Here is a 23,694-nt window from a genome sequence, read left to right as displayed (position 1 = left end):
AAATTTTAATCTAAAGTTTCTAATTTATCGAAACTCCAAGCCTCTGGACGAATGCTAAAAAGCGGTTTTAGAGTTTTCCAAAGCGTTTTAAAATCTTTAGATTGTCTATATTCTTGCAACTGGGCATCACTTTCCCAATAGCTATACGTGAAAAGTATAGTAGGGTTGTTTTTATCACGATACAATTCTAAAAAGGTACAACCATTAGAATTTCTAATTTTAGTTTTGTTGTTTTCAAAACTCTCCAAAAAGACGTCAACATTCTGTCTGTAAAAACCCATTTTAACAATTCGAACTAACATATTTTACTGTTTTTGTTTTTTCTCGAAAGGGCTACCTTTCTGTTTTTTTTATAATTAAATACGCTCATCTAGAGCTATCTGGCTTTTAGCAACAATAGAGGTTGGGTTGAAACTAACGCTCACCGCATCCATAACGCCTAGACCCAATAAGCTAGAAGCGCTTCCGTTGGTTTTTGGATTACTCTTAAATATAGAAATCTCTAAAAATCCACCAGAATTAAAAACTACTAATTTCCGTCCTTCATCTTGTCGTTTTTCAGCAGGGATATCAAAATTAACAATATCACTGTATTTAAGATGTATTTTTTTAAACTTATAATTTCGAGCCGAAATTTCAAAATCTCGTCCCTTTTGTATACTTTCAAAAAAGCTACGTTTTATATTAGTAACCACATTGCCGTAATTATCAATATAAATAATATTTCCAACAATTTTTGTTTTATCGTCGTTAACAAATGGCTCAATATTTTTAATTGGTTTTATGCCGCTTATCGATTTACCAATAACATCCAATGTTCCTCCACGTGCAATATGGCAAGCCACTTTTACAAATACATCGAGTACAGGGAAACTAGTTTGTATTTTATCATGAATATTAATTTCTACAATTTTTTCGGGAACAATTTCCGAGCAAATCATACTCATAATGCCATTGTTGGCACAAATAAAATAATGTCCATCTAATTTAACCGCAATATGCTTGTTTTCGGCGTTAATTTCCGAGTCAATACCAATAATATGTATAGTGCCTTCGGGGAAACTACTATAGGCATTTTGGATAATATATGCCGCCTCGGGAATACTAAATGGAGAGACATTATGCGAGATATCAACAATATTAACATCGGGCAACTCACTATAAATAGCACCCTTAGTTGCGCCAGTAAAGTGGTCTTTTAAGCCAAAATCTGATGTTAAAGTTATTATTGCCATGAACAAAATTGTTGATATGTTTTTAGCGTTTTGTCATCTAAAATTATGTATTTTTGAGATGAACACTTACGAGATACAAACCTACATAATTTTTTGTTTTCGTTTTTATATTTTAAATGAAAATTGAGAGGTTTTAATATCTAATTTAGTTAAAATTAAAACAACGCCTTTGAATGAAATTGTTATTGAATTAGAAGAAATCACGCCCAAAGAATTTTTTGGAGCACAAAATGTAAATATTGAACTTTTAAAAAAGTACTTTCCTAAATTAAAAATTGTAGCACGGGGCAATCAAATTAAAGCCTTTGGTGAAGAAGAAATGCTAGACGAATTTAACCGTCGCATGACGATGCTTATCAAACATTTTGCTAAATATAATAAGTTGGACGAAAACGTTATTGAACGGGTTTTAACAAGCCAAAGTAGCGACGATTATATAGCATCTGCCAAAGGAGGCGAGGTTATCGTGCACGGCGTAGGTGGCAAACTTATAAAAGCCCAAACGGCAAACCAGCGAAAAATGGTGGAGCTCATGCATAAAAACGATATGGTTTTTGCTATTGGTCCAGCTGGAACAGGTAAAACATATACCGGTGTAGCATTGGCAGTACAAGCGCTAAAAAATAGAGAAGTAAAACGTATTATCTTAACGCGTCCGGCTGTAGAAGCAGGTGAGAACTTAGGTTTTTTACCAGGAGATTTAAAGGAGAAGTTGGACCCGTACATGCAACCACTTTACGATGCGCTTCGTGATATGATCCCTGCCGAAAAACTAGCACAGTATATCGAAAATGGTACCATTCAAATTGCTCCATTAGCCTTTATGCGAGGGAGAACATTGGATAATGCATTCGTGATTTTAGACGAAGGGCAGAACACAACACATGCCCAAATGAAAATGTTTTTAACCCGTATGGGGAAACATGCCAAGTTTTTATTAACCGGCGATCCTGGGCAAATAGATTTACCTAGGCGTACCATTTCCGGATTAAAAGAAGCTCTTTTAATTCTGAAAAACGTAGAAGGTGTCGGCATGATTTTTCTAGACGATAAAGATGTTGTTCGTCATAAACTCGTTAAAAAAGTAATTGAAGCTTATAAAAGTATCGAGAATATAGATTAATTTTTTTGAAGCTCATCCCGCTTTCCGCTATATCTTTTTATGTACTAAACATATTTCGCTATCTAATTAATTTATAGCGTATAAAGTGAGGTTTTAGTGTAAATTATAGCTTAGGGTAAGTACATAAAAAGGATGTCGCATCAATCGGGGCTAAATTATCCGCAAATTTTTGTTTTTTAATTCAACGAAAAGGAAGATTTACAAAGTTAAAAAGAGAAATTCATATCAAAAAAAGATAGTGAATTCAAAATTCTAAAAAAGTGTATCGTTTTAACTAAATTTGACGCAAATAAAAATTAAAAAACAAACTCATAAACTAATAAAACAAAATGAGTAATACCATAATAGATACCAATTTCAATTTCCCAGGACAAAAAAGTCTTTATAAAGGGAAAGTAAGAGCCGTATATAATATTAATGATAATGAATTAGTAATGGTCGCTACAGATCGTTTATCTGCTTTCGATGTTGTTATGCCTAAAGGAATTCCTTACAAAGGGCAAATATTAAACCAAATAGCTACAAAAATGATGGCGGCCACTCAGGATATTGTTCCAAATTGGTTAACCGCAACACCCGATCCAAATGTAGCGGTAGGGCATTTATGCGAACCTTTTAAAGTAGAAATGGTAATTCGTGGTTACATGTCTGGTCATGCAGCACGTGAGTATAAAGCGGGCAAACGCATACTTTGTGGCGTTGCAATGCCAGAAGGGATGAAGGAAAATGATAAGTTTCCAAACCCAATAATTACCCCAGCAACAAAAGCTGAAATGGGTGATCATGATGAAGATATTTCTCGTGAAAATATTTTAAAGCGTGGTATTGTTTCTGAGGAAGATTATGTGGTTTTAGAAGATTATACTCGAAAATTATTTCAAAGAGGAACAGAAATAGCTGCTTCACGTGGATTAATTTTGGTAGATACTAAATATGAATTCGGGAAAACAAAAGACGGGAAAATTGTGTTGATTGATGAAATACACACGCCAGATTCTTCACGTTATTTTTATGCCGATGGCTACCAAGAACGCCAAAATAAAGGAGAAGCGCAAAAGCAACTTTCTAAAGAGTTTGTGCGCCAGTGGTTAATCGCTAACGATTTTCAAGGTTTAGAAGGGCAAACGGTTCCTTTTATGAGCGATGAATATATTCAATCGGTATCCGATCGTTACATCGAGCTATATGAAAATATTACAGGCGAAACTTTTGTGAAAGCTGATGTTTCTAACATTCAAGAGCGTATTGAAAACAATGTTTTAGCATATTTGAAGTAGAAAGTGTATATTTCTAGTTCTAAGCACTTAATTTATTTTGTGGTTTAGTGTTTTTATAAATGATGGATAAAGAATTTCATCTTAAATTAATTTTAAAATTATATTATAATGAGTAAAAAGGTTTTTGTATCAGGTTGTTTTGATATGTTGCATAGCGGACATATTGCATTTTTTAAAGAAGCCGCAACCTATGGTGATTTATATGTTGGAATCGGATCTGATGCAACTGTATCAGAATTGAAAGGGCGTCAAACTATAAACTCTGAGCAAGAAAGAATCTATACCATTAACGCTATTAGATATGTAAAAGAAGCCTTTGTGAATACGGGGTCTGGTATTTTAGATTTTAAAGAAGATCTTGTTAATTTAAAACCAGATTATTTTATTGTAAATGAAGATGGGTTTTCTCCAGAGAAACAAGAATTGTGTGCAAGTTTAGGTATAGAATTAAAGTTACTAGAAAGAATACCAGATGCAGGATTACCAGAGCGTTCAACTACGGCTATACGATCTGCTGGTAATTGTACATTGCCATATAGAATCGATTTAGCAGGAACTTGGATTGATCAACCTTATGTTTCAAAATATGGTTCAGGTTGGGCTATAACATTATCATTAGAACCCGTAATTGAGTATAATGAAAGATGTGGAATGTCTACTTCTACTCGAAATGCAGCAAAAAAAATATGGCCGTATTATTTGCCAATGGAAAAACCAGAAAAGCTGGCAGAAATTCTTTTTAAATTTGAAAATACGCCTGGATCTACTATGATTTCTGGTGCGCAAGATGCTATCGGTATTTGTATGCCTGGCTTGGTTAGACATAAATATGACAACGCATATTGGCCTGTTGATTTCGAATCTGTACATTCAGAGTCTACGCTTGCTTGGTTAGAAGAGCATATTTACATGAGATTATTGTGGCCAAGGGAACAAGGACTAGATCTTTTAAAGGATACACATATCAATGAAGATAACGTAAAGGAGCTTGCAAATGCCGCTGATGATGTTTGGGAGGCTATTCAAAATCAGGATTTGAGGAAATTTGCAGAAGGGTTTTCAAAATCGTTTAATGCACAAACGAAGATGTTTCCTGAAATGGTTAATGATAGAATTAATGCAGAAATAGCTAAATATAAAGATAAAGCACTCGCATGGAAATTAGCTGGAGCAGGTGGTGGTGGATATTTAATTTTAGTTTCGGATAAGCCTATTGAAGGCACTATGCGAATTAATATTAGAAGAAAAGAAGTTCTGTAAGGGTAACTTATTCTTATTTTAAGTTGTTATTTAGAGAGTACAGTTTTTGATTATACAAAAGAAATTGTTTATCGGTTTTTGATGTGGTTATGCTAAAAGGTACAAAGAACAAAGATTAAATCGAATTACGACAAAAATGATGGGCGACTACATAAAGTTTTGAATGTAAATAATTGATTTATTTAAGAGTGTGTTTATAATAATTTAAGAATAAACATCATAAAAAAGGTTTCAGGGATTTCTGAAACCTTTTTTAGTTTTATCATGTTTTTTACTCGTCCAAATACTTTTTAGTACTATTTATTAAAACTTTTATCTATAACAGTTAAGTATATGTTAGTCTTCTAGAATGTGTTTTTCTAAAACAAAACAAACGAATTCACCTTCAAAAACGATTTCATTTTTTTGGTTTTTTACAACGGCGAATACAATTACTTTTTTTTCATTCAAATTTTCGCTAATTGTTGCAACAGCTGTTACTTCGTCGTTTAAAATAACTGGTTTTAAAAATTTTGTTGTTGCTTTACCTAAAACTACAGTAGGTTTGTTTATGGCTACCATAGCTGCGTAATCTGCTAATCCAAAAACAAAACCACCGTGAGAAAGATTGTAAGTATCAACAATCATTTCTTTTGTAATAGTTAGTTTAACAGTGGCGCAATTGTTTCCAATGGACACAACGGAACCTATTAATTTTTTTGAAGCTAGAAGGTGTGTGGTTTGCTTGTTAGTATTCATGTTAGTTTTTCTGAATTTTATTGTTTTTGGATTATTATGGTTGTGTTCCTAAAAGTAGCTAAATTTTGTTATTGTATGAAGGCTTTTGATTTTGAGATAATTTGAATTATTATAACGACTTGTATTATTTTATAAACTTAGTTGAAATTTTAAAATCACAAAATATCAATTAATTCCAAAGGATTATTTAATACTAATTTCGCTCCATCAGCAATTAATTCTTCTTTCGGTTTAAAACCCCAAGACACACCAACAGCATACATATTAGCATTATTTGCGGTTTGCATATCTATACCAGAATCGCCAACAAAAATGATGTCTTCTGGTTTTATTCCTAAATTTCTACTTATTTGAATAGCTTTTATTGGGTTTGGTTTTTTGTGAGATTCAATAGTCAAACCATCTATAGAATCAAAATAATTTGGCAATAAGGCTAAGGTTACTTTTTTTGTAAATTCATCGGCCTTATTTGAAAATACACCAAGTTTTAATTGGCGCGATTTTAAGGTGTCAAGGAGTTCGATAATGCCATCGTAAGGCTTTGTTTTATGTATACATTGATTACGATAAACGTTCATCATAGCATCAAAACAAGTGGTAACTTTCTCTTCATTATTATGAGTGGGAGGTAGTGCTTTTTGAACCAAATTACGGATGCCACTACCAATAAAATTTCCATATGCTTCATAGCTATGAGTTGGGTAATTATGGTTTTGAAGCACGCTATTCATGGCGTCTGAAATATCTTCAATGGAGTTAACTAGCGTTCCATCTAAATCGAAAATTACTGCTTTATATTTCATCTGTTTTAAAAGTTAAGATTAATAATTCAATTTAATTTCACGGTCATTCAACGGCTGTTCGTTTCTGTAATTGTTAGTTGGCATATTGTTTCTTAGTTTTAAAACTTCTTCAACAGATAGAATAATAGGTTGTTTAAAAACTAGCCAATTTACACCTTCAGAGCAAGGAGGAGTAGTTAATGATCCACCGTAAGAGTAATAGTTCTTATCTTCCAAAAATAAACTAGATAAATCTATTTTTTGTTGAATGGTTTTTGTTGTTTCATTTTCAATAGGTAAAAAACTTTCAAAGAATTCGAATAATTGGCTTTTGCTGCCTTCTTCTCCCATAATACCCAAAACAGTAATATTTCCAGATTTGCTAACATGCACTAGGTGTATTTCTATAGGGTAAATAACACCGTTTATTTTGTGTTCTGATGGTTCATGAAAATGAATTTGCTTTAAGTAATAGTTTTCATTTTTGTAGTTTATAGAATCGCCTGCTTCAAAATCAAACTGAATAGAGTGTCCATTGTTTGTTACTTTACTAATATTTGTTGTAGGCGTATATAATATCTTTAAATCATCTTTTGTGGCTATTGAATCTGCGTCTTTATTAATAATATTTATTGGTGACTGGTACTTGCCATCGCAATCTGAATTTTTTTCAATCTCAATCCAATGTTCTGGTGATGTTTCACCAGCGTAACTCCAATGGTGTTCGTTTTCTGTTTTCTCTGTATGTTCTGTTTTGCTAGCGTCTTTACATGATAAAACGCATGCTAAAAATATAAGCGGAAGTAAAAAGGTTCTAGTGATCATCATATCTAATTTATGTGAGTTTTAAACCGCAAAATTAGGTATGTCTTTTCATTTAAAAGCTTACAATTATCATGTTTTTAAATTTAAAAAATTATAGACTTAGCTTAAATAATTTACTTAAATTTTCATAGTTAAAATTTTTATTATTAATTTATGGTTAGGCCTAAGAATATTATAATTGCATATTTTTTTTTGTTAACAGTTGTCAATAAACAATATATATTGGTTTTGTAGTTTTTAAGTTTGAGATAATTATAGTAGTTGGGTGGTGTTTAAAAGTAGTTTTTGTTTTTAACATTAAAACCGATTAAAAGCATTTAAAACCGATAACCTTCATTATTTTTAAGATTTTATGTTAATTTTTAATAAGAATAATATACATTCGCAACTAATCAATAAACATATAGAATGAAAAGAATTACAAAATTAAGTTGTCTATTATTTATCTCGTTATTAATTGCTTCATGTTCTTCAGATGATGATGATTCAGGCAATGCAGGTTTTTCTAACACTATTGGGTATGATGGTGATGAGATTGATGTAACAGAAGCTTATATAGTTGATTATGGTGCGGAAGAAGGTTATTATAATTATGATTATACATTAGAAGGAACATCTAGTGATGAGATTTCTTTTGAATTTTATGCGGAATTGTTTTCAATAGGTACTGAATCTTTTGTAGCGGGTACTTTTGAATTTTATGATTACAATTCTGACGAAGAATTGCCAGATTTTTACTATTCAGACTCTTCTCTAGAATTTGATGGTTCCTACTTAGATGTTGTAGATGGAGATATAATTGTTTCTGGAAATGGTACTACTTATTCTATAAGTGGTATATTAACTTTGGAAGATGGCGAAGTTGTTGAGATTAACTATAGTGGTGAATTTAGTATTGAAATCGATGAATAATACTAGTAAATAAAGTTTACTAATTTTAAAACCCCTTTGTATACAAAGGGGTTTATTATTATTGTTTAAGAGTTTTAAAAATAATAAAATATTTTTTCAGTATTTTGGGTAACTCTCTTTTAGGATGAGAGACTACCGATAAAATATATTGGTTTTAAACTAGTGAGTTTTTATTTTAAAAATGCATTTCAATTATCTTCAATGTAAAAACTAAATACACCTCGCTCCATAACCAATTACCTTGATTGTTATAATAGTGTGTTTTTCCGCTTAGGTTTACTCGCTTTCGCTAACGGATTAAAATCTAAACATACTTGCAGCCAATATTCCAAACCGTCTTCGGTGTCAAAATCCTCTGGAGTAACATAAATATAACCTTTCATGGGACGACCTGTAAAATTCATGGGTAAGCATTATGATTTTTTAAATTCGTTTAGGTAAACTATTTCGCCAATACGAGCCATTATTAAGCTACCTCCATAGGTTTTATTTAAAAAAATAGCACAAAGCATTTTGTTGTCGACTTTAAAACATAAGTCTCCCATCATTTTAAGTTCAGAAAAATAAATTTGTTTATCATTTAAAGCATGTCTAATTATATCAGCTAAATATTCATCATAAGTCATAACTAATTTTTGAATTCCCCTGATAGTTTTCGGATTAAATTATAAATAAAGGCGTTTGTTTTAGCGTAGTAGAAAGCAATAAAGCAAACCACTATCATAAATAAAATAGCACCAAGTATGGCTTGCGTAGGGTCTAGAGATTTTCTTAAAAATCGATTTAGGCCCAATCCTGTAAAACTTCCGTAAAGTATTATAAAATGAATTACATAAATAGATAATGTTTTTTCGCCTATCCTCGTAATCAAAGATTGTCTTAGAAAGCGTTCTAAGCTATAAAAAACTCCAAATAGAATTAAAGTATCACCTAGTCTGGTAAATAAATAATTGTAGTAAGCACATTCCTTAAAAAGGTCAATATTGGTTAATAAGTGTAGTTTTATTAATACTATAGATGATTGAAAAATAAGGAAGTAGCCTGTGATAAAAAAGGTGGAAATTGTAAGTAGTTTAAAATGTTTACGATGTAAGTGCCTAAAAAACACGGTCGATAAAAAAGCACCAAAAAACGAGTAACCTATCCATGGTAAAATTGTAAATATTGAACCGTTTTTTGTTGTTATATAGTTTGCTAAAAAGAGAGGTGTATTCGTTAATTCTAAGTTTCTGTAAAGTGGTTCGGTAATAAAACAAATACATCCTAAAGTAAAAAGGACAAAAGAGAATAGGTAATTGTATTTCTTAAAAAGAATGTGTAGTCCGGCCAAAGTAATTAAACCTAAGCCAATACATTGTAAAACATCGACTGCAAAAAAGTGGGTATCAAAATCACCTTTAAGCCAATTAAAAATATCTAATCGTAGACTATACCCAATAACTAGTAGTAATAAACCACGAAATAATCCTTTTTTTATTCTTGGTTTGTCATCGCCTTTCGCATGGGCACGTAATAGCAAATACGAAAATACAAGACCAGAAATAGTGAAAAAGGTAGGAGCTGTAAAACCACGAAAATATTCCCAAATATTATAAATGAGGTTATTGTTATCTCTATAAGTTAGAGTTAGTAAATTATGAATAAAATGCCCTTGCAACATCATTAAAATGGCAAATGCACGAACGGCATCAATAAAATATATTCGGTTAGCTTGCAATAAAAATGAGTTTTGAAATATAAATATACTTCTAAAAAATGTAAAGGTCGTGTTTGTAAATTGATATATTTATATAATTAATTTGAAACTATGGAAGAACTTATAAAAACATTTTCAGATTACGCTTGGGGTTTACCCTTGGTTTTACTATTAATAGGTGGTGGATTATATCTACTTATACTATCAAGGTTTTTGCCTTTTAGGTATTTAGGTCATGCTATACAGGTATTAAGCGGAAAGTTTGATGATCCCAATGCTCCTGGAGAAATTTCACATTTTAAAGCCTTAACCACAGCGTTATCGTCTACCATTGGTATGGGGAATATCGCGGGAGTTGCCGCAGCCATTTCACTCGGTGGGCCAGGCGCTATGTTTTGGATGTGGGTAAGTGCTATTGTCGGCATGTCTACAAAATTCTTTACCTCATCATTGGCAGTTATGTTCCGCGGAAAAGATTCCAATGGCGATTTACAAGGCGGTCCTATGTATTTTATAACCGAAGGATTGGGTAAATCGTGGAAACCATTAGCTATAATGTTTAGTGCATGCGGATTGATTGGTGCGTTACCGGTAGTAAACGTAAATCAATTAACACAAGCAATAAACGATATTTTATTAACTCCAAATGGTGTTGAGGTTGGCTTAAAATCAAACCTCATCTTATCATTAGTTTTAGTAAGTTTAACCTCCGTTATTATTCTTGGTGGTTTAAAACGAATAAGTAATGCGGCGTCTAAGCTTGTGCCGTCTATGGTTATTCTATATTTCGTTTTGGTACTAATTGTTTTAATTTCAAACTATCAAGTGGTTCCAAAATATTTTATCATGATTTTCACCGATGCCTTTACAGCAAATAATTATAAAGGTGAACCCTTTTTCGGAGGTGTTGTAGGTGCGTTAATTTTGTTAGGAATTCGTCGTGGAGCCTTTTCAAACGAAGCGGGAATAGGAACAGCACCCATGGCACATGGCGCAACAAAAACATCTGAACCTATTCGAGAAGGATTGGTTGCTATGCTTGGTCCAGCCATAGATACATTAATAGTTTGCACCTTAACCGCATTAGCTATTTTGGTAACAGGCGTTTGGCAAACTACGGCAGATAATGGAGTAAGTTTAACGGCCTCGGCCTTTAACCATACCATGCCTGTTTACGGTAAATATTTATTAATGGTATGCGTTGCCATTTTTAGCATATCCTCATTGTTTTCATATTCATATTATGGTACAAAATGTCTGTCTTTTTTAATAGGAGCAGATAAAAAGCATTATTATAACTATATCTATATTTTAAGCATTGTATTGGCAGTAACCACACCTTTTAGCGTAATGCTTAATTTAATCGATGGCGTATTTGCACTCATGGCTATTCCAACTATGTTAAGTACCATAATTCTTGCACCTAAGGTTTTGAAGGAAGCAAAAACCTATTTTAAAAAGCTGAAAGCTTAAAATATTACATCCATTTTTGAGAAAAACTCAAAAATATGTAGTTAAAATAGTGAATAATTAATTTTTTTAAAACATTTATTAAAATAATCTAATTATTTAATGTAAATTTACGAATACCAACTGTTATTGTTCTGTTTTCTATGCAGATTTTAGCAGCCCGCTTTATCAACTAAGCTAAACTACACCATGACAGACAGAGACCGAGCGAAAGCTTATTAGCGCGATAACATTAAATATGTAGTTCTGCTACTATTTATGGTTTAACGTTTCTTTTGGCGCAGGAATTCTTTTTTAAGATGCGTAAAAAATCGTCGAATTTGACGGTTTAAAACTCGGTTTTGGTTTGCTCAACAAGTCTTTATGTATGTTGTTTTTGTTTATGTCCGTTTAATTAATAAACGCGATATAACGAACATGCCATGCATAGTGTTTTTCTCAAAGGCTTAGGTATTCAAAACTATACTTGTATTTTTTAGTAGGCATTACATTTACTATTTATATCTATTAGGATGTAACTGGATTTATAATATGATTTCATTTAGGCAGCGGCATAGTATCAGCCTTCTTAAAGCATCAAATGCATACTGAACAAAGTAGGAGAATTTATGTATTAAAAATAATTTGGACGTTACCCTATTAAAAAATGGAGAGTGCTTTTCGTTATATCTTTTTAAACAATTCTTTTAAGGAGCGATAAGTAGTCTATCAATTTTTAGTTTCATAATAATTATTGTGCTCAAGTTTAAAAAAAGGATGCCGTAGCAACCCCTAACGCCGGTGCTTATATTATTTTATATCGAGATAAACTCACCTGAAAACCTTTTAAGAATGGTGGGTTTAGTAGGTTTAATTTTATGCCTTAATAATTTTTTTTCTGAAATTTTCCTCATCAATTTTTAATGTCATTATGTACAATCCTGACGAAAAAGAAGAAACATCAATTTGTGTTTCCAATTTTTTAATGGACAGGGTTTTTAAAAGAGTTCCAAAAGTATCATAAAACATAATACGGTCAATAGGTTTATTGCTCTTTATGGTTAAGAGTTGTTTGGTTGGTATTGGGTAAATCTTAAATTCGACTTTAGTTGTCAATTTAATAGATAATGATTCGCAACCCGACAAATTTGGGTTTGTTTCAATTGGCAAGTAAGGTGTTAGGTTACGATTGTTAAAAGCAGCATAATCCATGGCGTATTTTGTAGCTCGGAAAACTAAATTCCCATTTGGTATATCGCCTTGTGAAAGAACACCTGTATTTATAACAGGGTTTACATAGTCCCAAACTATGTTTTTTTCATTATTAATTTCAAAAATGCGACCAGAATCTCCATCACAAATTAAAATATTCCCATTGGGTAACATTTGAGAACCAGATACAATAGCGGAATAGAAACTTTGTGGTATGGCTTCATTATGGTAAATGTAATCGGGTTGTTTTGGCCCGAAGGTTTCATCGCTTTGTAAAGGATATAAACCACTTTCATTGATAGGAGGCGTTATGATAAATACTTCTGAAAAATTTGGAGATCGATCACTTCCATTATTAAAAATCATTAGTTTTCCTGCTTGCGGAAGTCCTTCTGGAATCCAATGTGGAAAGTGCTGGCCAAATAATTTCTGTGAGGTTATATCTCCCTTATTGTACGCTTCAGGATTGCCCCAACGATATAAGAAATCACCACCTTTATTGTAAATACCACCTGTATTGGATGCTGCTATTGCTGTACTTTGAGTATGTTCAATAATATATATTTCGCTCATTAAACGCGAGCTTAATATAATTTGTTTTAGGTTTTCGTTATATTGAATAGAGTTATAATGCAACCAATTGGCAATTGGTGGGTTTTCGTTTAAATAATTAATATTGAGTTTTTCGGAATGCTCCGAAACAATACCAAAATCAGGTTTTGTGTTATCAAAATCTTGAATTAGGTGGTCCTTTATGTTCCATTGCCACACAATGTTAGCCATATTAGATCCTATGGGCTCTATTTCAATAATTTGCTCATTATATAGGTTAGCTACTATTTTATTGGGGTTGCGGCCTAAATCTATGGCTTGTTGGTTAGATAGTTTTGTTACAGCCAAAGCTAGAATGTTACCATTGGGTAAAGGGCAAAAATCATGATGCAAACGTTTATTGTTGTCCGAATATTCAAAACTCCAAACTAGATTGCCGTCCCAATCAAATTTTTCAATTCGACCCGTAACACCTCCAAAGAAAATAGTTGAGTTATTTAGGGTTGCTGAACGTAGTAATGATCCATCTTCTAATAAATAAACAACTCCTATTGAAATATATTCACTTGTCCATTCATTAATGCGTTGCCCACAATTATCAATTAAATAGGTTTTTTTTCCAAAGGAAAATAAGGTGTAACCTTCAAAAGCTTCGGAGGAATTAATAATGGTTCCAACCGTATTTTGGCTAAATCCAAGATTTAAATTAAAACACAGTAAGAAACAAAAAAAATAAAATTTCATGTTTTTAAAATTTCGGAGAACAAATTGTTATTGTAATAAAATAGCACACACATACTAAAAATATTTGTTTTTAACCTATATGCGCTATTAATGGGAGTAATGCTTATTGTTTTGTAAAGCGTTTTACAACAACACTTGTAGATGTTTTAATCTTAATAATATATATTGAAGCTTGTAAGTTTGTGGTATTGATTTGCACGGATTCTTGTGATTTATTTACAGACTCATTGATTACCATTCTTCCGTTTAAATCGTAAATATTTATACTATTTATTTCCGTATTCAAGTTGTTTTTAATGTGTAACACATGATCTGTGGGGTTAGGGTACAATACAAACTTGTTATCATTTTCATGTTGAGACAGACTTAAAGTACCACAGTAATTATTAGTATCGGTAACAGTTACGAGTGCTGTTTTAGTACTTTCGTTATCAGAGTCATCTTTAACAGTTAAGGTAACTGTTCTATTTTCTCCTACATCGGAACATGTAAAAGTTGTTATGTCTAAACTTAATTGTAAATCTGGTCTTGGCGTGTAATTCTTACCCGTAGCAATACCAGTTGTTCCCCCTAAATCTCCAGAGATAACGGTTTCCGGTACTCCAGTTCCATCAGCAGGAGCTTTCAAAATATAATCTTGAAGATTATAATAAGAACCACCTGTTATAGAATAATAAATTTCATTCGATTTTGGAGCAAAATCTATAGCATAAGGTATACCTGTAATACTTGTGTTTGTATAAAGCGCATAAGGTGTTTCAGTCCCATCTGCTAAAGCAGTGTAAACCGCATTTAAATCTTTTTCAATCCAAAATAAACGACCTGTTACTGTATCCATTGTTATTAGTGCTGGATTATCTACCGTTAGGAAGTTCTCGGAAAGTGATGTGCCATCTGTTTGAACTTTACTAATACCTGCTGTAGTTACAAAGTATAATGTGTTATTTGTGGTATCTAAAGTAATTCCTTTAATATCACCTGCTATTAAAAGCGTTGGATTTCCACTTCCGATAGCTTCAGAAAAAATACCATCAGTTGTAGCTGTGTAAACTGTTTGTGTTGTGTTTTCTATTTCAAAATCAATCGTAGTGCCATAAGAAAATTGTCCAGTATAATGATTCATTGGGCTGTTGCCGTTTATTGGGGCTTTCATAACATAATTTTTATCATAGCTACCACCTGCAACAAATAATTCGTTAGTTAATTCATTTATTTCTAAAGCACCATAATTTCCAAAATAGTTACTACCTCCATAATCACCGACTACAGACCAATCTACAGCAATTTCTTGTGGTGTTATATCAATACCTGGTATAAATGACCATAGTTTATTGGTTTGTCCTCCAGATAAGTAAATAGGGGGAGTACTTCCTGCACTAGAAGAACAGTTATCACTTGATCCAAAATCAATATCTTCTGGCGTAATACTAGCATTACCAGTAACATCTAGAGAAACACTAATATTTTGCGTTAACGCCACTGGTTTTGAAATATCACCTCCAACAGTTAATTCAAACGTTTTTTGAGCTGTATCATTTTCTTCGTCTTCAACAGTAACAGTAATTGTAACAATACCCGAAGTGCCCGTTTCTGGCGTAATATTTAAAACTTTAGTTTCTGTACTTCCAGTTACCAAAATATTGGCATTGGTAACAATGGTTTCATTGTTAGAAGTTGCGGTTACCGTTAAATTAGCAGGAAGTGATTCAATATCACTAACAGAAATAGGTACAGAGTAACTTGTAAAAGACTGACAATAACTTACGTCATCAATATCCACCATATTTGGCGATTGATTAATATAATTAAAACCACCAGATGTAATCGTTCCTCCAAAATTTGTAACAGCAAGATTTCCTGATAAGCCAGGACCAACGGTTAATGTTATTTGGGTAGGAGAATCTACTGTAAAGCTTTGCACATCTACTCCTCCTAAAGTAATATTTTTTGTTCCATTAAAGTGCTCTCCCGTTATAACCATAGTATCTCCATATGTAGCAGTTGTTGGAGAAAAGCCACTTATAATTGGCGCTAATGCTATACTATAGGTTTGTAAATCATCATAGGCTAGAGCAAAACCAGTTGTTGCTCCAGTGAAAAATACAGATCTAAAAGACTTATATTGATCGGATTGTAAGGTGTTTTCATCTGTCCATGTTAAACCTCCGTCAGATGTGTGTTTAATGGTTCGTTCATTTCCAACAACCCAACCGTTATTAGCATCTATAAAAAAGATGTCATTTAAGCTTGGAGAACCATAATCTTGACTTATTATGCTTGTCCATGTGGCTCCAGCATCGATAGATTTTTTTATAATACCATATTTTCCACATACGAAAGCCGTATTTGCATCCGTAAAATGGATAGCATTATGGGTTGTATAAAGCGTTCCTGCATTTTGCTCTACCCAAGTTACACCGGCATCAATTGTTTTTAATATTTTATTTCCACTGCCTACAGCGTAACCAACTGTTTCTGAGGTAAAATATATATCGTTGAAAGAAAATCCTGAAGGCAAAACTTTTAACCAAGTTAACCCGCCATCTGTTGTACGATAAATATAGTTAAGCCCACTAGCCCAGCCATGTGTTTCTGAAATAAAATAAACGGAATAAATAGATTCTGACCCTATGGTACTACCAGCTTGAACCTTTGTCCAGGTATCACCACCATTAGTAGTGTAATATACGTTTAGGTCTCCAGCAGCCCAACCTTTTGTTTCTGAAATGAAAAAAATATCTGCAACACGAGTGTTTGTCGCTTGTACAGACCAAGTAGTTCCACCGTCTATAGTTTTTAAAATAGCACCATCATTTCTAGCAATCCATCCAGTATTTGCGTTTAGAAAAAATAGATTGCGGTGTGTTTCATCGGCATCAATTCCTGAAAGACTAGTAACTGTCTCCCAATTTTGGGATTGTACAGATAAGCTAATTAAAAATAAAAAAAGCAAAAATATATTCGCGAAAGAGGCATAAGTTTTTCTTTGAGTAGATTTAAAAATCATAATATTTTTTTAAAATTCTTACGCAAATATATAATTATCTCGTTAAATATCGTTAATTAACCAAAAAAATCGATAAACGGTATAATGGTTATCAATTTGTTATGTGGTTTAAAAGTGTTTTTTATGGAAAGAAACTATAAAATTAATTGTTTTTTTATACTACTTAAGTTTCCTTAAAATTTGCACATCAAGTCGACCTTTAGTTTTAAGTATAATCTCTTTTATAAGGTTACTATATAATAGGTGTTCGTGAAAATCGACACTTAGTTCTTGTGCATCTTTTGGTGCTTCAGGGTAAACAAATTTAGTTATTTCCTCCACAAGCTTAATCGTATATTCATAATCAATCCTATAAGCTTCTCAAAGTGCTAAAGGCTTAGTAGAAAATAGTAGAATGCTAAGCAGAGCAGAGGAAGGTGCGTATTAAAAATAATTTGGGCGTTACCATTGCCAAGCTTTTAGGGCTTGGCAATGGTCGGGCTTTCACTACTCAATCTTTTTGTTTTAAAGGAAAAACAAAAAGGATTTCAAACAAACCGTTCAATCCCTAACGCGAGTAATTACTAGCGGGTTTTTATTTGAAGTTGTTGGGGTTTTCTGCTATGGTTAGTTTATCCGTTTTTTAATTTCAGTAATAACTTCCAATACAACATGCTTATCACAATCAAATAGAATAAAGTGTTTTTCCTTTCCGTCATAATTCATTCTTATTCTTTCCTTTGTTTTCATTATTTTGCTTGTTGCTCCGGGTAGTATTAAACTAAAAAAGAATACAAATAAGGTTTCTAAATGATTTGTGCTTTTTTCTTTGAAACCAATATCATATAACTTTGAATATAAAAAAACGCCATTTTCCTCTTTGTATTGGTGGTTAATAATTTCAAAGTCCATTTTGTTCAATACAATTTTAAGAAGAGGTGTTTTTTTTATTATGAATTCTTTTTTCATTTGTGATATATATTCTTTAGCCCGCTGAAGCTAATTTACAGCAATTGCTGGTAAAGAATTTTAATTATTTAGCCCAATAGGTAAACCACATAATCCATACTGCATAAAAAATTAAAGGACAAATTATTGCATTAGCGAAAAGCAATAGTGATATTCTTTTTTTTAGAACGTATAATATTAATCCTAGAATAACATTAATCCCGAACAATACTAATACAATTTCTAAAAGCCCTAAAGCAGTGCTTAATTGAGGTTTTGTTTCATAGAACCAAATACTTATAATGATTATTTCAAAAATAGAAACCCCAATAACAGACTTCATTATTTTATTATGTACCATAATTCATGATTTTATTAAATTTAAGTCATTTTTTTTAAACTTTATAAAAATAAGCTTAGAATTTAAAACATACCCGTCTAAATATTAGTAAGTTAGTCTGTTTTGGAGAGAAAAGAATAAACAACTTAATGAAGTAACTACTTCCTAATACGCCATACTAAGTTCCTATATTTTCTAATATTTCGACTTTTATAATAGTTGCAAGAATTCATGGTTAAGAAATAAACTACGAATTATTTGATATGCTATTTTTAGTATGGTAGCCAACTTGTTTATAAGAGTTCCGCAAAAATTCTATAATTGACTTCAAAAACTCTATTATTCTAAAGTAACATTAAAACTGTTATTTGCTAAGTGAAGCCTTAAATTGTTGAGGTGTTATGAGTTCTACTTTTTTAAATTGTCGGTTAAAATAACTAGTGTTATTAAATCCGGATTTAAAGGCAACTTCGGACATTCGGAAATCTTTCGATTCCTTAATCAGTTTTTTAGAGAACTTTATTTTTTCAGAATTTATATAATCAATCGGAGAAATGCCAAGTGTATTTTTAAATTTCTTATGAAAATGAGAGGTGCTCATGCAAGCCTTTTTCGCTAATAAATCGACACTAATATCCTTATTGGTCAAGTTTTTTTTAATGAATTTAATAACCATACCAATACGAGTATCGTTAAAAATGCATTCGGTATCGTTTAATATAAAAGCTTTGGCTTTGGTTTGTAGTAAACGCACCACGAGTTCTTGTATCATTAAATCGAGTAGAACATCTTTAGAGGTGTTATTGTTGGTAAAGGTGTAAACGAGGCGTTTTACAAGGTGGTTAACATCGGTATTATTAATAAGATGCGATGCGCTTTCGTCTAGTTGCCATGTATTGTTTTCATTCTCAATTGTCACATGGTGATTAAATTTCTGAACTACTTCGTCTATTTTACTACCATCTATTCCTAGAGCTAAACATTGTGTTGGGCTGTCTAGGCTTGCTAACGGGAAATCGATAATCATTTCTTTATTGGTTGGCATTACAACAGATTCACCTGGGAAAAAATCGAAAGATTCTAACCCATCAATATGCATCACTTTTTTACCTGTAAGCATACTTGCAATTATAGGAAAATCGAATTTAAGTGCTACTTTTTCCGCGTAAGCGTGTGTTTCATAAATATTTAATTCGGCATACTCGGCATTGTACGTTGTTCTGTTTTCAACTAAAGTGGTGAGTTTTCTAATGCTTCTATGATGGTTTAGTAATTGGTTCATAATCAATAATACAAATAAAAAATTTGCGCTAAGGGTGATATAATAGATATGTTCAATAATTCGATAACTATGTTCAACTCATTACCGATTTGATAATATAGTTTTATCAAAACTAAATATTAAGCAATTTATTAATAATAAATATATGAATATGTTAAAATATAGCGAATTCATATTAATTATTGTGGATTGAATTAATAAAAGTTAAACCAACTAAAAGAGACAAGAACAAATGAGTTATTCTAAACCAAAATTTAAGACGTCCTATTCTAATTTTATTAATGGGGAATTTGTCGCACCAATTGGCGGTCAGTATTTTGATAATACATCACCTATTGATAATAGTTTAATTGCGAAATATCCGCGATCGCAAAAAGAAGATGTGGATTTGGCTCTAGATGCTGCCAATGCAGCAAAAGAGTCTTGGGGCAACACACCGGCTGCCGAACGTGCTGCATTGCTAAATAAAGTAGCCGATATTATTGAGGAAAACCTTGAGGAATTTGCCTTAGTAGAAACCTGCGATAATGGGAAGCCAATACGAGAAACTTTAAATGCCGATATACCACTAGCGGCAGATCATTGGCGGTATTTTGCAGCATGTATTCGTGCCGAAGAGGGTAGTGCTACAGAATTAGACGCAAATACCTTATCTATGAATATTAAAGAACCATTAGGTGTGGTTGGACAGATTATTCCTTGGAATTTTCCTTTATTAATGTTATCGTGGAAAGTACCACCAGCTTTAGCAACAGGTAATTGTGTGGTTTTAAAACCAGCAGAACAAACACCTTCTTCAGCGACTTTACTTATGGAAAAAATTGCTAATGTATTTCCTCCAGGAGTATTTAATGTTGTGCATGGGTTTGGGCCAGAAGCGGGTAAACCATTGGCTTCAAGTCCTAAAGTTGATAAAGTAGCTTTTACAGGAGAAACCACAACAGGACAATTAATTATGCAATATGCATCTAAAAACTTAAATCCGGTTACTATGGAATTAGGTGGGAAATCACCAAATGTTTTCTTTAATTCTGTTATGGATGAAGATGATGCTTTTTTAGATAAAGCCATTGAAGGTGCTGTTTTATTCGCTTTTAATGGAGGTGAAGTGTGTACCTGTCCATCGAGAATTTTAGTACAAGAAGATATTTATGATGCTTTTATGGAACGCGTAATTGCGAGAACAAATGCTATTATTCAAGATAATCCTTACAATGTAAATACCATGGTTGGTGCGCAGGCATCTAACGATCAATACGAGAAAATACAGGCCTATTTAAAAATAGGGGTAGAAGAAGGCGCTAAAGTATTAACTGGTGGTGCTGCTAATAAATTAAGTGGCGATCTGGCAAACGGATTTTACATTCAACCAACTATTTTAGAAGGCCATAATAAAATGCGAGTCTTTCAGGAAGAAATATTTGGTCCGGTAGCTTGTGTTACAAAATTTAAAGATGAAGCCGAAGCATTGGAAATTGCAAACGATACGCTTTATGGTTTAGGTGCAGGAGTCTGGACGCGCGATGCACACCAATTATATCAAATTCCGAGAGCTATAAAAGCGGGACGTGTTTGGGTGAATTGTTATCATGCTTATCCTGCGCATGCACCTTTTGGAGGTTATAAAAAATCTGGTTTCGGACGAGAAAATCATGTAATGATGATGAATTATTACCGCCAGACTAAAAATATGTTGATTTCTTATGATAAAAATAAGTTAGGGTTTTTTTAGAATTAGATAGAGATTAATTAATAGTGATTTAAAAGGTTGAACCATGCAGTGTTCAGCCTTTTTTATAAATTTAAAATTATGGAACGAATAGCTATTACAAAAGAAGCGGCCATTGTTGTGAATGAGTTGAAGGCTAAATATGGCGATCTTATTTTTCATCAAAGTGGTGGGTGTTGCGATGGATCTGCACCAATGATTTTTGAAAAAGGCGATATGTATTTGGATGAAAGCGATATTTTATTGGGCACATTAGAAGGTGTGAATTTTTATATGAATCAGGATCAATTTGAATATTGGAAGCACACGCATTTAACAGTTGATGTTACTAAAGGACGCGGTGCAAGTTTCTCTTTAGAAATTCCATTGGGACTTCGGTTTTTAATTCAGTCTCGACTATTAACAGCTGAAGAATCTAAAATTTTAAACCTTTCAAAAAGTTAGAGATCTATATGCGAAGAAATTTGCGCATAATTTCTGTTAACAAAATGTAAAAAAGGAAGTGTTTTCATATTAATTTATTAAATTAGAAAATGAAATTAAATAACTATTAATTCCAATAATAATTGAATAGATTTTGACAGGTTGCCTTGGTAACTATCCTTACTGTCTAAAGCTGTATTTTTTTAATTTCATTAACACTAAACATTACTAAACAACAAACCAACCATGAGTAATTATCACATTAAACATTTAGAAGAATATTATCAAGTCTATAGAAAATCGGTTCGCGAGCCCGAAAATTTTTGGGAAGAAATCGCTGAAGAACATTTTATGTGGCAAAAAAAATGGGATAAAGTACTTAGTTGGGATTTCTCTAAACCCGAAGTAAAATGGTTTGAAGGAGCACAATTAAATATTACAGAAAACTGTATTGATCGTCATTTGCCAACACGTGGCGATAAAACAGCCATTTTATTTGAACCAAACAATCCAAAAGATCCTGCTGAGCATATTACGTATAATCAATTACATGACCGTGTTAATCGGTTTGCTAATGTTTTAAAAAATCAAGGTGTAAAAAAAGGTGATCGGGTTTGTATTTATTTACCAATGATTCCCGAATTAGCCATTTCTACTTTAGCTTGTGCTAGAATAGGGGCAATTCACTCTGTGGTATTCGCAGGGTTTTCATCTACAGCATTATCTACTAGAATTAATGATTCCGATTGTAAAATAGTTATTACTAGCGATGGTTCTTACCGTGGCTCTAAAAGCATCGATTTAAAAGGTATTGTAGATGAAGCTTTAGAGAGTTGCCCTGGTGTAAAAGATGTATTGGTTGCAAAACGTATCAATACGGATATTCATATGGAAGCAGGTCGCGATCAATGGTTACAACCACTTTTGGATGCAGCATCGGCAGATTGTAAAGCCGAAATTATGAATGCTGAAGATCCGTTATTTATTTTATACACATCGGGTTCTACAGGAAGACCTAAAGGTATGGTGCATACTACAGCCGGATACATGGTTTATACAGCATATACATTTAAAAATATATTTCAATATAAAGAAACTGATGTTTTTTGGTGTACTGCCGATATTGGATGGATTACCGGCCATAGCTATATTGTTTATGGCCCATTAATAAATGGGGCAACAACGGTTATGTTTGAAGGAGTGCCGAGTTATCCAGATTTTGGACGCTTTTGGGAAATTATAGAAAAGCATAAAGTGAATCAATTTTATACCGCGCCAACGGCTATTAGAGCTTTGGCAAAACAGGGGCCAGAATTGGTTGAAAAATACAATTTATCATCCTTAAAAGTGTTGGGCTCTGTTGGAGAACCAATAAACGAAGAAGCTTGGCACTGGTATAACGATAACGTTGGGAAAAGGAAAAGTCCAATTGTTGATACCTGGTGGCAAACCGAAACGGGTGGAATTATGATTAGCCCAATTCCGTTTGTAACACCAACAAAACCAACTTATGCGACGTTACCATTTATCGGGATTCAGCCGGTTTTAATGGATGAGCAAGGTGAGGAGTTAAAAGGAAATCAAGTAGATGGGCGTTTGTGTATAAAATTCCCATGGCCAAGTATGGCACGAACCATTTGGGGAAACCACCAGCGTTATAAAGATACTTATTTTTCAGCTTACGAAAATAAATATTTTACAGGTGATGGTGCTTTGCGTGATGAGGTTGGTTATTACAGAATTACCGGTAGAGTAGATGATGTTATTATTGTTTCTGGCCATAATCTAGGAACAGCTCCAATTGAGGATGCTGTAAACGAACATCCTGCAGTTGCGGAGTCTGCTATTGTTGGATTTCCACATGATGTTAAAGGAAACGCGCTTTATGGTTACGTAATTTTAAAAGATTTTGGAGAAACTAGAGATCAAAATAACCTAAGGAAAGAGATAAACCAAATGATTACCGAGTCTATCGGGCCAATCGCGAAATTAGATAAAATTCAGTTTACCGTTGGATTACCTAAAACACGTTCGGGTAAAATTATGCGACGTATTTTACGTAAAATAGCCAGCAACGATACCAGTAATTTAGGAGATACAAGTACGTTATTAAACCCTGAAGTAGTTCAAGAAATTATAGATAACGTGTTGTAGATTTTTATTGAAATGATATGTTTTATC

Annotated in this window: 21 protein-coding genes; 8 read left to right on the top strand and 13 right to left on the bottom strand. The window is 32.7% G+C overall.

The window, feature by feature from the left end:
• Positions 1–5: 5 nt before the first annotated feature.
• Both M4I23_RS10990 and M4I23_RS10985 read right to left on the bottom strand, forming a co-directional pair.
• On the bottom strand, positions 6–302 hold the full coding sequence (locus M4I23_RS10990; protein ID WP_249754419.1) for a putative quinol monooxygenase: 297 nt from the start codon (positions 300–302) through the stop codon (positions 6–8).
• Positions 303–356: 54 nt separating this feature from the next.
• A complete protein-coding gene (locus tag M4I23_RS10985) occupies positions 357–1,235 on the bottom strand; it encodes an S-adenosyl-l-methionine hydroxide adenosyltransferase family protein (RefSeq protein WP_158844700.1) in 879 nt (292 codons plus the stop codon).
• A 169-nt stretch (positions 1,236–1,404) separates the two neighbouring features.
• Here M4I23_RS10985 and M4I23_RS10980 point away from each other — a divergent pair, with 169 nt between their 5' ends.
• The 3 genes from M4I23_RS10980 (at position 1,405) to M4I23_RS10970 (ending at position 4,895) form a co-directional block, all read left to right on the top strand.
• Positions 1,405–2,358: a PhoH family protein gene (locus M4I23_RS10980; RefSeq protein WP_158844698.1), complete on the top strand. Its 954-nt coding sequence runs from the start codon at positions 1,405–1,407 to the stop codon at positions 2,356–2,358.
• A 329-nt stretch (positions 2,359–2,687) separates the two neighbouring features.
• Positions 2,688–3,635, top strand: a complete 948-nt coding sequence (locus M4I23_RS10975) for a phosphoribosylaminoimidazolesuccinocarboxamide synthase (RefSeq protein ID WP_249754418.1) — start codon at positions 2,688–2,690, stop codon at positions 3,633–3,635.
• A gap of 108 nt (positions 3,636–3,743) precedes the next feature.
• Positions 3,744–4,895, top strand: coding sequence for an adenylyltransferase/cytidyltransferase family protein (locus tag M4I23_RS10970; protein WP_249754417.1), 1,152 nt, complete (start codon positions 3,744–3,746; stop codon positions 4,893–4,895).
• Between the two features lie 336 nt (positions 4,896–5,231).
• Here the strand turns inward: M4I23_RS10970 and M4I23_RS10965 are convergent, their stop codons facing one another.
• From M4I23_RS10965 to M4I23_RS10955, 3 genes are all read right to left on the bottom strand, one after another.
• Positions 5,232–5,633: a hotdog domain-containing protein gene (locus M4I23_RS10965; RefSeq protein WP_249754416.1), complete on the bottom strand. Its 402-nt coding sequence runs from the start codon at positions 5,631–5,633 to the stop codon at positions 5,232–5,234.
• Between the two features lie 155 nt (positions 5,634–5,788).
• Entirely contained in the window at positions 5,789–6,436 is a 648-nt protein-coding gene (locus tag M4I23_RS10960; RefSeq protein ID WP_249754415.1) for an HAD family hydrolase, read from the bottom strand.
• 18 nt (positions 6,437–6,454) lie between these two features.
• Positions 6,455–7,243 (bottom strand): carbonic anhydrase, encoded by a 789-nt coding sequence (locus M4I23_RS10955; protein WP_249754414.1) that lies wholly within the window; start codon positions 7,241–7,243, stop codon positions 6,455–6,457.
• A gap of 405 nt (positions 7,244–7,648) precedes the next feature.
• Between M4I23_RS10955 and M4I23_RS10950 the strand changes: the two genes are divergently transcribed.
• Positions 7,649–8,152 carry a hypothetical protein gene (locus M4I23_RS10950; RefSeq protein ID WP_158844683.1) on the top strand — a complete coding sequence of 168 codons (504 nt, stop codon included), beginning with the start codon at positions 7,649–7,651 and terminating at the stop codon, positions 8,150–8,152.
• 248 nt (positions 8,153–8,400) lie between these two features.
• On the opposite strand, the gene M4I23_RS10945 is transcribed toward M4I23_RS10950, so the two are convergent.
• The 3 genes from M4I23_RS10945 to M4I23_RS10935 are packed head-to-tail and all read right to left on the bottom strand — an operon-like array spanning position 8,401 to position 9,869.
• Positions 8,401–8,556, bottom strand: a complete 156-nt coding sequence (locus M4I23_RS10945) for a hypothetical protein (protein WP_233267590.1) — start codon at positions 8,554–8,556, stop codon at positions 8,401–8,403.
• A 9-nt stretch (positions 8,557–8,565) separates the two neighbouring features.
• Complete coding sequence (locus M4I23_RS10940) at positions 8,566–8,778, bottom strand: hypothetical protein (protein ID WP_233267589.1); 213 nt, start codon at positions 8,776–8,778, stop codon at positions 8,566–8,568.
• A gap of 2 nt (positions 8,779–8,780) precedes the next feature.
• A complete protein-coding gene (locus M4I23_RS10935) occupies positions 8,781–9,869 on the bottom strand; it encodes a heparan-alpha-glucosaminide N-acetyltransferase domain-containing protein (RefSeq protein ID WP_199269902.1) in 1,089 nt (362 codons plus the stop codon).
• A gap of 90 nt (positions 9,870–9,959) precedes the next feature.
• Here M4I23_RS10935 and M4I23_RS10930 point away from each other — a divergent pair, with 90 nt between their 5' ends.
• Positions 9,960–11,321: a sodium:alanine symporter family protein gene (locus tag M4I23_RS10930; RefSeq protein WP_158844680.1), complete on the top strand. Its 1,362-nt coding sequence runs from the start codon at positions 9,960–9,962 to the stop codon at positions 11,319–11,321.
• Positions 11,322–12,173: 852 nt separating this feature from the next.
• Here M4I23_RS10930 and M4I23_RS10925 read toward each other — a convergent pair.
• From M4I23_RS10925 to M4I23_RS10905, 5 genes are all read right to left on the bottom strand, one after another.
• Positions 12,174–13,805, bottom strand: coding sequence for an aryl-sulfate sulfotransferase (locus M4I23_RS10925; RefSeq protein WP_249754413.1), 1,632 nt, complete (start codon positions 13,803–13,805; stop codon positions 12,174–12,176).
• A 103-nt stretch (positions 13,806–13,908) separates the two neighbouring features.
• Positions 13,909–16,812, bottom strand: a complete 2,904-nt coding sequence (locus M4I23_RS10920; protein WP_249754412.1) for a YCF48-related protein — start codon at positions 16,810–16,812, stop codon at positions 13,909–13,911.
• A gap of 606 nt (positions 16,813–17,418) precedes the next feature.
• On the bottom strand, positions 17,419–17,760 hold the full coding sequence (locus M4I23_RS10915) for a hypothetical protein (protein WP_249754411.1): 342 nt from the start codon (positions 17,758–17,760) through the stop codon (positions 17,419–17,421).
• Between the two features lie 64 nt (positions 17,761–17,824).
• Positions 17,825–18,100, bottom strand: coding sequence for a hypothetical protein (locus M4I23_RS10910; protein ID WP_158844668.1), 276 nt, complete (start codon positions 18,098–18,100; stop codon positions 17,825–17,827).
• Positions 18,101–18,443: 343 nt separating this feature from the next.
• Positions 18,444–19,361 (bottom strand): AraC family transcriptional regulator, encoded by a 918-nt coding sequence (locus M4I23_RS10905; protein ID WP_249754410.1) that lies wholly within the window; start codon positions 19,359–19,361, stop codon positions 18,444–18,446.
• 232 nt (positions 19,362–19,593) lie between these two features.
• Between M4I23_RS10905 and M4I23_RS10900 the strand changes: the two genes are divergently transcribed.
• The 3 genes from M4I23_RS10900 (at position 19,594) to acs (ending at position 23,667) form a co-directional block, all read left to right on the top strand.
• Entirely contained in the window at positions 19,594–21,093 is a 1,500-nt protein-coding gene (locus M4I23_RS10900) for an aldehyde dehydrogenase family protein (protein ID WP_158844662.1), read from the top strand.
• Between the two features lie 78 nt (positions 21,094–21,171).
• On the top strand, positions 21,172–21,534 hold the full coding sequence (locus M4I23_RS10895; RefSeq protein WP_249754409.1) for a DUF779 domain-containing protein: 363 nt from the start codon (positions 21,172–21,174) through the stop codon (positions 21,532–21,534).
• A gap of 225 nt (positions 21,535–21,759) precedes the next feature.
• Positions 21,760–23,667 carry an acetate--CoA ligase gene (acs, locus tag M4I23_RS10890; protein ID WP_249754408.1) on the top strand — a complete coding sequence of 636 codons (1,908 nt, stop codon included), beginning with the start codon at positions 21,760–21,762 and terminating at the stop codon, positions 23,665–23,667.
• The last annotated feature ends 27 nt before the right edge of the window (positions 23,668–23,694 follow it).

It is taken from the genome of Algibacter sp. L4_22 (assembly GCF_023473045.1).
In the GTDB taxonomy this organism is placed as follows: domain Bacteria; phylum Bacteroidota; class Bacteroidia; order Flavobacteriales; family Flavobacteriaceae; genus Algibacter.
Note: the sequence above shows the minus strand (reverse complement) of the source record. Positions and strands in the feature narration are given on the sequence as shown.

Coding starts and splice junctions, on each gene's coding strand:
- M4I23_RS10990 (WP_249754419.1), bottom strand. CDS start 302: ATGTTAGTTCGAATTGTTAAAATGGGTTTTTACAGACAGAATGTTGAC.
- M4I23_RS10985 (WP_158844700.1), bottom strand. CDS start 1,235: ATGGCAATAATAACTTTAACATCAGATTTTGGCTTAAAAGACCACTTT.
- M4I23_RS10975 (WP_249754418.1), top strand. CDS start 2,688: ATGAGTAATACCATAATAGATACCAATTTCAATTTCCCAGGACAAAAA.
- M4I23_RS10970 (WP_249754417.1), top strand. CDS start 3,744: ATGAGTAAAAAGGTTTTTGTATCAGGTTGTTTTGATATGTTGCATAGC.
- M4I23_RS10965 (WP_249754416.1), bottom strand. CDS start 5,633: ATGAATACTAACAAGCAAACCACACACCTTCTAGCTTCAAAAAAATTA.
- M4I23_RS10960 (WP_249754415.1), bottom strand. CDS start 6,436: ATGAAATATAAAGCAGTAATTTTCGATTTAGATGGAACGCTAGTTAAC.
- M4I23_RS10955 (WP_249754414.1), bottom strand. CDS start 7,243: ATGATGATCACTAGAACCTTTTTACTTCCGCTTATATTTTTAGCATGC.
- M4I23_RS10950 (WP_158844683.1), top strand. CDS start 7,649: ATGAAAAGAATTACAAAATTAAGTTGTCTATTATTTATCTCGTTATTA.
- M4I23_RS10945 (WP_233267590.1), bottom strand. CDS start 8,556: ATGAATTTTACAGGTCGTCCCATGAAAGGTTATATTTATGTTACTCCA.
- M4I23_RS10940 (WP_233267589.1), bottom strand. CDS start 8,778: ATGACTTATGATGAATATTTAGCTGATATAATTAGACATGCTTTAAAT.
- M4I23_RS10930 (WP_158844680.1), top strand. CDS start 9,960: ATGGAAGAACTTATAAAAACATTTTCAGATTACGCTTGGGGTTTACCC.
- M4I23_RS10925 (WP_249754413.1), bottom strand. CDS start 13,805: ATGAAATTTTATTTTTTTTGTTTCTTACTGTGTTTTAATTTAAATCTT.
- M4I23_RS10920 (WP_249754412.1), bottom strand. CDS start 16,812: ATGATTTTTAAATCTACTCAAAGAAAAACTTATGCCTCTTTCGCGAAT.
- M4I23_RS10915 (WP_249754411.1), bottom strand. CDS start 17,760: ATGAAAAAAGAATTCATAATAAAAAAAACACCTCTTCTTAAAATTGTA.
- M4I23_RS10910 (WP_158844668.1), bottom strand. CDS start 18,100: ATGGTACATAATAAAATAATGAAGTCTGTTATTGGGGTTTCTATTTTT.
- M4I23_RS10905 (WP_249754410.1), bottom strand. CDS start 19,361: ATGAACCAATTACTAAACCATCATAGAAGCATTAGAAAACTCACCACT.
- M4I23_RS10900 (WP_158844662.1), top strand. CDS start 19,594: ATGAGTTATTCTAAACCAAAATTTAAGACGTCCTATTCTAATTTTATT.
- M4I23_RS10895 (WP_249754409.1), top strand. CDS start 21,172: ATGGAACGAATAGCTATTACAAAAGAAGCGGCCATTGTTGTGAATGAG.
- acs (WP_249754408.1), top strand. CDS start 21,760: ATGAGTAATTATCACATTAAACATTTAGAAGAATATTATCAAGTCTAT.